Raw genomic sequence first — 8,491 nt, 5'->3', positions numbered from 1 at the left:
ATTGAAACTATTACTAGCAAATACCTCACAACTCTAAATTTTCAGTATATTTTGACATGAAACTATTATAACTTTTATCGTTTTTTTATGCAACAACAAAAACTTTGTTAGGATAATTTATTATCCATCTACCGAAGTAAAGTGTAAGCACTGGTATTCCTACCCTTTTAAGTATTTAAAAATATCTTTCGGTACCATTTTCACTATCATTTTTACTGTCAACCTATCTTACATATGCATTGACAACTGCATAAAAATCATAAATATCATACAAATAAAGGGAGAATTAAACCTTGTAGCGTTTTTATTCTCCCTTCTTACTAATTAATCCTCGTCTTTGATGTCTCTATCTTCTGGAATTGGCTCGTTTTCTAGCTCTTTTATGAGGTGTTTATATTTTTCAAGCTGTTCAAAATGGGTTTTGAATTGATCCTTGTAAATCATGGGCACACCTTCACTATCACGCAACACCCTGATTTTTCCCTGTAAAATTAAATTTTCTACATACTGAACGGAAACCGATAAATACTCTGCTGTTTCTTTTACTGTTAGGTACATCCATACGTCACTCCTACTATCTATATGAAGCTATTATACCGAATTACCCCTTTTTAACCTATAACTCAAAAGATAATTGTGATTCTAGATGAGCAAAAGCTTGTTCAAGATCAGCTATCAAATCTTCGGTATCCTCGATTCCGACAGATATACGAACGAGTCCTTCAGGTATCCCTAATTCCTTTCGTTCTTCAAGGGTACACTCCACATGACTCGTCGTTCTTGCTGGTCCATAGATCGTCTCTACAGCCCCAAGATTACCAGCTCTATTTGCGTACTGTAACTTTGGCAATAGAATTTTGATAGCCTCCATCTCCTCTTTTAAAACAAAACTAACGATTCCCCCGAAGCCCTTCATTTGTTTTTTCGCAATATGATGATTACGATGTGTTTCTAATCCAGGATAAAACACTTCCTCCACATGCTTCTGATTTTTCAAATACCTCGCTATTTCCATCGCACTCTTTTCTTGCTGTCTTACACGAAGTTTTAATGTTTTCATTCCTCTTAAAATAAGATAAGCTGACCAAGGATCCATCGTAGCACCATTAATCTCTCGGTAATGATACACTTTTTCCATCAGTTCCTTTGGACCGCATACCACTCCACCCATCGCATCTGCGTGACCACTTAAAAACTTAGTGGCACTATGAATAACGATGTCTACTCCAAATTGGATCGGATTTTGATTAATTGGAGTAGCAAATGTATTATCAATGATCACCAAGGCTCCTACCGCTTTACCAGCCTTCACCATTCTTTCAATATCTGTAATCTTCAGTGTCGGGTTCGTTGGTGATTCTAAATACAATACCTTGCACCCTTTAGCCACTTCCGCCTCGATCTCTTCATGATTCCCGGTAGTACATAACGTCACATTTACATCTATATGCGGTAGAAACTCCGTGAAAATTTTATTGGTTCCTCCATACGTGTCCTTAACAGATACGACCCGATCGCCTGACCGTAAAAACGTATATAGCGCACTGCTAATGGCGGCCATCCCCGATGAAAAGCCGACTGCTGCTTCTGCCCCTTCGAGAATTCGTACTTTTTCCTCGAAAGCTTCGACGGTTGGATTCGTCATCCGATTGTATATGTGTCCAGGTTTTAACCCCAGTGCCACATCCTGCCATTCATCCATATCATCATAATTGTAGGCAACACTTAAGACGACAGGCACTTGGGTTGCATTAAAAGCAAGAGATGCCTCTTCTCCTGCCCAGACAGCTTTTGTTCCGTCCTTTATATTCATAAAGTTGTGTTTAACCATGTCTTTTCACCTCAATAATTTGTATATCATTAACTATGTTTCTAATGTATATTGTATATTGTATAATATACAGAATATTATAACAAATATTAAGAGAATTTTTTTTATTAAATAGGTTGAGGGCTCTACCCTTCTGATACTTAAGGTATAATAGGTTACAGAAAAAAAGCCTTCAGTAAGGAGGAACCGATGATTAATAAAAGATACCGATCCTTAAAAGATCATGTGTATGATTACATAGCTACTGAAATTCAGAATGGAAACTTGCTTCCCAAGCAGAAAATAAATGAAGTGGCCCTAGCCGATCAATTGGAAGTGAGCAGAACTCCTGTAAGAGAAGCTTTAATACAACTTGCATCCGAAAACTTACTTGATTTTTTCCCTCGAAAAGGATTTATCGTAAAAGAACTTACGATAAAAGCCAAGCTTGATGTGTTCCAGGTAGTTGCTGTTCTTGACGCTTTAGCAGCATCTTTATCCTTAGAGCTTCTTACGGATGAAGACCTACATAAGATGGAAGAGCTGGTGAAAAAAATTGACCAAGCAATCTCTCAGCGAAATTATTCTGATTATCAAACATATCAAAACGAATTTCACCAGGTTTATATTGAAAAATGCAATAATGAAACATTAATCGATCTGCTGCATTCGTTACAAAATAGTTTTGTTAGACAGATTTACTTAAGTAAGGACGAAGATAAGCTATTCTCTGTGCTCACACAAATGAACGAGCAACATGCAAAAATTGTTAAACATTTTAGAGACAAAGATACAGATAAACTAGAACAGCTGATAAAAAATGAACATTGGAAAATCACTCACGTAGACATGATTTAATGGAACAGGCTAAATAGTCTGTTCTTTTTCTTTTCCTACATATAAGTTACATTTCTGTGAAAGATAAGAATAAATGTTTGACATATATGAAAGAAAATATTAACCTGATATAGTTTTTAAAATAATTAATCCGATAAACTTAGTGGGGGTTTTTTACATGAAAAAATTATTATTCGTGCTGTTCACGCTCCTTCTTTCTCTAGCTTTAACTGCTTGTGGAGCAAAGGAAGAAGAAGAAAAAGCAGCAAACTTATACGAAGAGATTAAAGAGAAAGGTGAAATTACCATCGGGACGGAAGGTACTTATGCACCGTTTACTTTCCATGACGAGTCTGGAAAACTAACAGGGTTTGACATTGAGATTGCTGAAGAAGTATTCAAGCGCCTTGATATTAAGCCTGTTTTCGTAGAAACAAAATGGGACGGAATGATTGCTGGACTAGATGCAAAGCGATATGACATGGTTGCTAACGAAGTAGCTATTCGCGAAGATCGCCTCGAGAAATACGATATGTCTGAACCATACATTTCTTCAAAAGCGGTACTTGTTGTTGGTGAAGCAAACGAAGACATTAAAACGTTTGAAGATTTGAATGGAAAAAAAGTAGGTCAATCTTTAGACAGTAACTACCGCAAAATTGCAGAAGCACATGGGGCAACAAACACAGTGGTAGATGGATTTAACCAAGCAATTGATTTAATCACTTCAGGTCGAATTGATGCAACAATCAACGATAATCTTTCTTACCTGGATTTAAAAAAGCAACGTCCGGACCTAGCGATTAAAAAGGTGGATGAAGAGGCGGATGTAACTAGCAATGCCTTCTTATTCCGTAAAGATAACAAAGAGCTAGTTGATGCGGTTAACGGTGCATTAGCTGACATGATTGAAGACGGAACCTACCTTGAAATCTCAACTAAATGGTTTGGCGAAGACGTATTGAAGTAAAGGACTGAATTGAAATGGTCTTAGATGAAAGAGCGGAACGAATTATAGGAATCCTTAGCGATTCCTTTTTTCCTATTTTAAAAGCTGGTTTATATTTTACGGTTCCATTAACATTGATCACATTTACACTTGGTCTTATATTAGCGTTTTTCACAGCAATTGCTCGCATATCAGGCATTAAGCCTCTCGTTGCGATTGCTAAATTTTATGTTTGGATCTTTCGGGGTACACCGTTACTTGTTCAACTATTCATCCTATTTTATGGTCTTCCAAGTGTGGGAATTACGCTAGATCCATTTCCAGCTGCTGTACTTGGTTTCACCCTAAATAAAGGGGCTTATAGCTCGGAAATAATTCGTGCAGCGATTCTTTCCACTCCTAAAGGTCAATGGGAAGCAGCCTATTCCATTGGAATGACTCGGGCACAGGCCATGAGACGAATCATTCTCCCACAAGCGATAAGAGTATCTGTTCCACCACTTGGAAACTCTTTTATCAGCCTTGTAAAAGACACTTCCCTTGCTGCAACGATTACCGTTACAGAGATGTTTCAAAAAGGGCAACAGGTGGCTGCAGCGACGTACGAACCTCTTTGGCTTTATATTGAGGTAGCTTTTATTTATTTAATGTTCAGTACGGTGCTGTCCTATGCTCAATCCATGCTCGAACGTCGCTTTGACCGCAGCGTAGCAAAGTAGGAAGGGAGAGTATTGGCTATGATTAAACTAGAAAATTTATATAAAAGCTTTGGAGACATTGATGTTTTAAAAGGAATTGACTTAGCGGTTGAAAAGGGGAAAACGGCGGTTATTATTGGCCCATCTGGTTCAGGGAAAACGACCCTTTTACGCTGTCTTAATTTATTGGAGATCCCAAATCAAGGGGCGATTACAATTGGGGAAAAAGAACTTCAGTTTCAATCAGGAACGAAGTTAAAACCGACTCAAATGACCGCCTTTCGTCAACAAACGGGAATGGTTTTTCAATCGTACAACCTTTTTCCACACTTAACGGTTGTTGAGAATGTAATGGAAGGCCAAGTCGTGGTTTTAAGACGCTCAAAAGCGGAGGCCAAAAAGCGTTCTCTCGATTTACTAGCCAAGGTTGGACTAAGCGACCGTGCGGATATGTACCCGCATCAACTATCAGGAGGCCAGCAGCAACGCGTTGGGATTGCCAGAGCGATGGCGATGGATCCGAAAGTATTATTATTTGACGAACCCACCTCCGCCCTAGATCCGGAGCTTGTTGGTGAAGTATTAAAAGTCATGAAGGATCTTGCCGAAGAAGGCATGACGATGGTCGTTGTTACCCATGAAATGGAGTTCGCTAGAGATGTAGCAGACCAAGTCATATTCATGGATCAAGGACACATTGCTGAAAAAGGAACACCAGAAGAAATCTTCACCCTCTCAACGAATCCTAGAACTCAGCAGTTTCTAAACAAAGTCGTACGCTGAAGCTGACATACAAAAGGGGTAAAGTGTCCTTCTCAGAAGGACACTTTACCCCTTTTTGTCCACGAGCGGTGACAGACACCCTCCGTGGACACTTTGGCCTCATTTGTCTTTTTGTGGTGTCTGTCACCGCAATTAGTGTTAGGCTGCTTTTTTGGCTTGTGTTTTTTTGCTGTGTGCTCTGGCAACTGGACCGTAGAAGAAGATTCCACTTGCAAGAAGAGCCACTCCGAACATGAAGGTTTTGATGTCGGCTGTTCCCGCGTAGATGACCCATACCGAATATAAGGTTGCTAGTAAAGCAATGACCCCATCAAATACTTTTGATCTTGCTTGGCCTTCATACGTTTCACCTGTAATCACTAGCTTTAACTGGAATACAGCTGCAATGAAGTAAGGAACCAGGTATGATAAGGTTGCAATGTAAATAACAAAGTCAAACGCCGCAGAGATTGAATTTGAAATAGTTGAGAAGATAAATAACTGTCCTAATGAGTTTGTTATAATCATTGATAACACCGGAATACTCTTCTCGTTTTCCTTTAAGAATGAAGGTAAAAACAGACCTTGCTTGGCTGCTTGGTACGGAACCTCTGCACTAAGCATCACCCAACCAATGGTAGATCCAAATAAGCTGATTAATCCAATACCTGCTAACACTTTTCCAGAAACAGGTCCAAGCACGCTGACAATCGCATCAATCAATGGCTTGTCTGACGCAATTAACGCCTCTTGGCTTAATAAGCCCATAACTAATGTACTTACTCCAATATAAATGGCTAACGCAATGAACAACCCTAGAATCGTTGCACGCTTAACGTCAATTTGCTTTTTCGCACGTCCCGCAAAAACAACCGCGGATTCTACTCCGATAAACGCCCATAAGGTAGCAACCGCTGCATTGCTAATCTGCCCCATAAGCCCAACAGAAGCACCACTCTCATCTAGACGGGGTTCAACCATAGGAAGCATATTGGAAGCCTCAAATGCAAATAAGGCAACAATTATGAAAATGAAGAAACCTGCCACTTTAGACGCTGTTGCAATGAAGTTTAATTTCCCTGCATTTTCTAACCCACGTAAAATAATGAAGTGTGTTCCCCATAATAAAATTGAACAAACCGCAAAAGTTAAGGCATTACCGACCTTTAAAGTAAAAGAACCAACGGTAATTAACTCAGCTTGACTCGTTAAAATGGGAAAGAATGTTGATAAATAACTAGCGAATGTTGTTATGATTGCAATATTTCCTGCTAAGTTACCAATCCAATAACCCCAAGTAGCCATGAACCCGGAAAGAACAGAGCCTCTAGAATTTGGCTTAAAAAGCTCTTTCGCATAAATTTGTGGTCCACCATTTAAATTCGGCTTTCTCATTCCTAAATTCCCGAACACAAGCGCGGTTACAAGTACTCCTGCTCCTGTAAATAACCAAGCAAGAATAACCCCCGCCGGACTTGCCGCTTCTGACAGTGAACGTGGTAACATAAAGATACCCGAGCCTACCATATTTCCAACTACTAATGCAGTTAGTATCCATAAACCTAATTTAGTTTGTTTTCCCATAATAATATTCCTTTCTATTATTATTCTTCAACTCTCAAAAATAGATGTCCCTAATAGACATAAAAAAACACACCAAAACGTGAGTACAGTGTGTTTTACAGTAACCGCATCAGGCAAATGGATAGTTCAACATAGCTAACGAGCTATGACAGTCCTACACCTATTCGATGTAGTCCCAGCTACTATAGTCAGAGAATTATAGTGCTTCGGCGAAAATTCCTTTCAACTGAAATCATTGAGCTTCTCTGGCTCTCATCCAACTTACTAATATTTTTCGCAACCTCTACCTCATCTTGAGCTGATGAGGATCATATTAAATTCAAAATGCTTTACTAGAATAATTCATGAACGTATTTATGTCAATGGCATTAATTGCTATTGTACTGTACGAACATCAGAAAATGGAAAAAATACAAACTCACTTACTCCAACTATCTTTTCCTTCTTAATAAAACCAAGACCGTTTCTTGAGTCCATACTGCGAAGTCGATTGTCACCCAATACAAAATAATGCCCTTCCGGTACGAGAATAGGTCCATAATCTCCCGTTAACACACTACCTTGTTCATGAGCTTGCTCACGATTACTTTCTAAATACTCTTCGCTGTTAACCACACCATTGATTAGTAACTGATCATCCCTTATTTCGATCATATCTCCAGGCAAGCCAATAATTCTTTTTACGTAATTTTCGCCTTCTCCTTTAATAATCACAATGTCCTCACGTTCAATTTTATCTGTATTGACTTTGTTAACAAATATTTTCTCTTGATCGTGAAGCGTGGGTTCCATCGAGGCACCATCCACAATATAAGGAGCAAAGACAAATGTACGAACGACGACTACGATAGCGAAAGCAATAAACACCGATTTACCCCAGCTAATTATTTCTTGCCTCTTCTTAGTTTCTCCCATCCTATTCTGCTCCTCTTTTCTTTAATAACTTGTTTACATTTTATCATAATCACTTAATACCCTCGGTTACCAAAGCTCACTTTCAGCCCATAAATCGTTAGACAAGATTCTCCAAAAACATCTAGAAAAAGCCAAATAAAAAAGCCAGCACTAGCGCTGACTTCTAACCTATCGTTATTGTTGACTCTTCAATTTTCTATACTGATACATTTTCCACTGATAATGAATAAAACAACCGATACAAAAACCTAATAGGGCAACGGTCGCAGCAATCGCGACTAGTATCGTAAATATATACCCTACCACTGGCAGATTGAAGGCAAACCCAATAAAACCTGCCCCTAAGCATAGAATGGCAATTTTTTGATTAAACTGCTGCTGCTCCCAATCTTCTTGCAGATACTTTGATGGTTCCTTTTTTAAAAACCGCTTCGCTACCTCCATGATCGGATTTATACGAAAAATAACTCCACATGCACCCGAGAGTAGAGGAATTAATAAGATCCATTCCATATTTGTCACCCATGTAAGGATAACGGAAAGTACAATGATCGACTGGTTGACTTGCACAAGTGGCTTTGGGATCGTACGAACGTCAGATATCATCTATATCACACCTTTTTTATAGGATTAGTTGGTAATTTATTTTACCTAATATCCAGGCATTTGTATACAAATTAGCATGACTCTAATAGAACGAAAATAAAGACAAAAAAAAAAACGATTGCCCTATAGCAATCGCTTCTTTTTTATACACCCTTTTGTTGTTGTTGTTCCTTTAAGATATCACGAATTTCTGAAAGCAATTTTTCCTCAGTTGTTGGTGCCTTTACTTCCGATTTTACTTCTTGCTTCTTTCTAAACTTCTGTAATAATCTTATAAAGAGGAAAATGGAAAAAGCAATAATAAAGAAATCAACGACATTTTGTATGAAC

General features: G+C 38.5%; 10 protein-coding genes and 1 riboswitch. Of the genes, 4 read left to right on the top strand and 6 right to left on the bottom strand.

The window, feature by feature from the left end; genetic code table 11:
* Nucleotides 1-324: 324 nt before the first annotated feature.
* Together ACGLXV_RS06560 and ACGLXV_RS06555 are read right to left on the bottom strand one after the other, a co-directional pair.
* The gene (locus ACGLXV_RS06560; RefSeq protein ID WP_391558001.1) at nucleotides 325-558 is read right to left on the bottom strand and encodes an excisionase family DNA-binding protein; all 234 of its coding nucleotides are present in this window, start codon (nucleotides 556-558) and stop codon (nucleotides 325-327) included.
* A gap of 58 nt (nucleotides 559-616) precedes the next feature.
* Nucleotides 617-1,831, bottom strand: coding sequence for a cystathionine gamma-synthase family protein (locus ACGLXV_RS06555; RefSeq protein WP_391558000.1), 1,215 nt, complete (start codon nucleotides 1,829-1,831; stop codon nucleotides 617-619).
* Nucleotides 1,832-2,020: 189 nt separating this feature from the next.
* On the opposite strand from ACGLXV_RS06555, the gene ACGLXV_RS06550 reads away from it, so the two are divergent.
* The 4 genes from ACGLXV_RS06550 (at nucleotide 2,021) to ACGLXV_RS06535 (ending at nucleotide 5,077) form a co-directional block, all read left to right on the top strand.
* Nucleotides 2,021-2,668 carry a GntR family transcriptional regulator gene (locus ACGLXV_RS06550; protein ID WP_391557999.1) on the top strand — a complete coding sequence of 216 codons (648 nt, stop codon included), beginning with the start codon at nucleotides 2,021-2,023 and terminating at the stop codon, nucleotides 2,666-2,668.
* Nucleotides 2,669-2,825: 157 nt separating this feature from the next.
* Nucleotides 2,826-3,617, top strand: a complete 792-nt coding sequence (locus ACGLXV_RS06545; RefSeq protein WP_391557998.1) for an amino acid ABC transporter substrate-binding protein — start codon at nucleotides 2,826-2,828, stop codon at nucleotides 3,615-3,617.
* A gap of 14 nt (nucleotides 3,618-3,631) precedes the next feature.
* Nucleotides 3,632-4,315, top strand: coding sequence for an amino acid ABC transporter permease (locus ACGLXV_RS06540; protein ID WP_119706659.1), 684 nt, complete (start codon nucleotides 3,632-3,634; stop codon nucleotides 4,313-4,315).
* An 18-nt stretch (nucleotides 4,316-4,333) separates the two neighbouring features.
* The gene (locus ACGLXV_RS06535; protein ID WP_391557997.1) at nucleotides 4,334-5,077 is read left to right on the top strand and encodes an amino acid ABC transporter ATP-binding protein; all 744 of its coding nucleotides are present in this window, start codon (nucleotides 4,334-4,336) and stop codon (nucleotides 5,075-5,077) included.
* Between the two features lie 138 nt (nucleotides 5,078-5,215).
* Here ACGLXV_RS06535 and ACGLXV_RS06530 read toward each other — a convergent pair whose 3' ends face one another.
* The 4 genes from ACGLXV_RS06530 to ACGLXV_RS06515 form a co-directional block, all read right to left on the bottom strand.
* Nucleotides 5,216-6,640 carry an amino acid permease gene (locus ACGLXV_RS06530; RefSeq protein ID WP_391557996.1) on the bottom strand — a complete coding sequence of 475 codons (1,425 nt, stop codon included), beginning with the start codon at nucleotides 6,638-6,640 and terminating at the stop codon, nucleotides 5,216-5,218.
* A gap of 114 nt (nucleotides 6,641-6,754) precedes the next feature.
* A riboswitch (Lysine riboswitch) is annotated at nucleotides 6,755-6,934 on the bottom strand.
* 81 nt (nucleotides 6,935-7,015) lie between these two features.
* Entirely contained in the window at nucleotides 7,016-7,555 is a 540-nt protein-coding gene (gene lepB / locus ACGLXV_RS06525) for a signal peptidase I (RefSeq protein ID WP_391557995.1), read from the bottom strand.
* A 174-nt stretch (nucleotides 7,556-7,729) separates the two neighbouring features.
* Entirely contained in the window at nucleotides 7,730-8,161 is a 432-nt protein-coding gene (locus ACGLXV_RS06520) for a DUF4395 domain-containing protein (RefSeq protein ID WP_391557994.1), read from the bottom strand.
* 143 nt (nucleotides 8,162-8,304) lie between these two features.
* A partial coding sequence (locus ACGLXV_RS06515) for an MscL family protein (RefSeq protein ID WP_391557993.1) occupies nucleotides 8,305-8,491 on the bottom strand: 187 nt, incomplete at its 5' end.

Origin of the sequence: Robertmurraya sp. (assembly GCF_036676585.1) — a bacterium.
In the GTDB taxonomy this organism is placed as follows: domain Bacteria; phylum Bacillota; class Bacilli; order Bacillales; family Cytobacillaceae; genus Robertmurraya_A.
The sequence above is the reverse complement of the archived record's forward strand: the minus strand, read 5'-3'. Positions and strand labels throughout refer to the sequence as shown.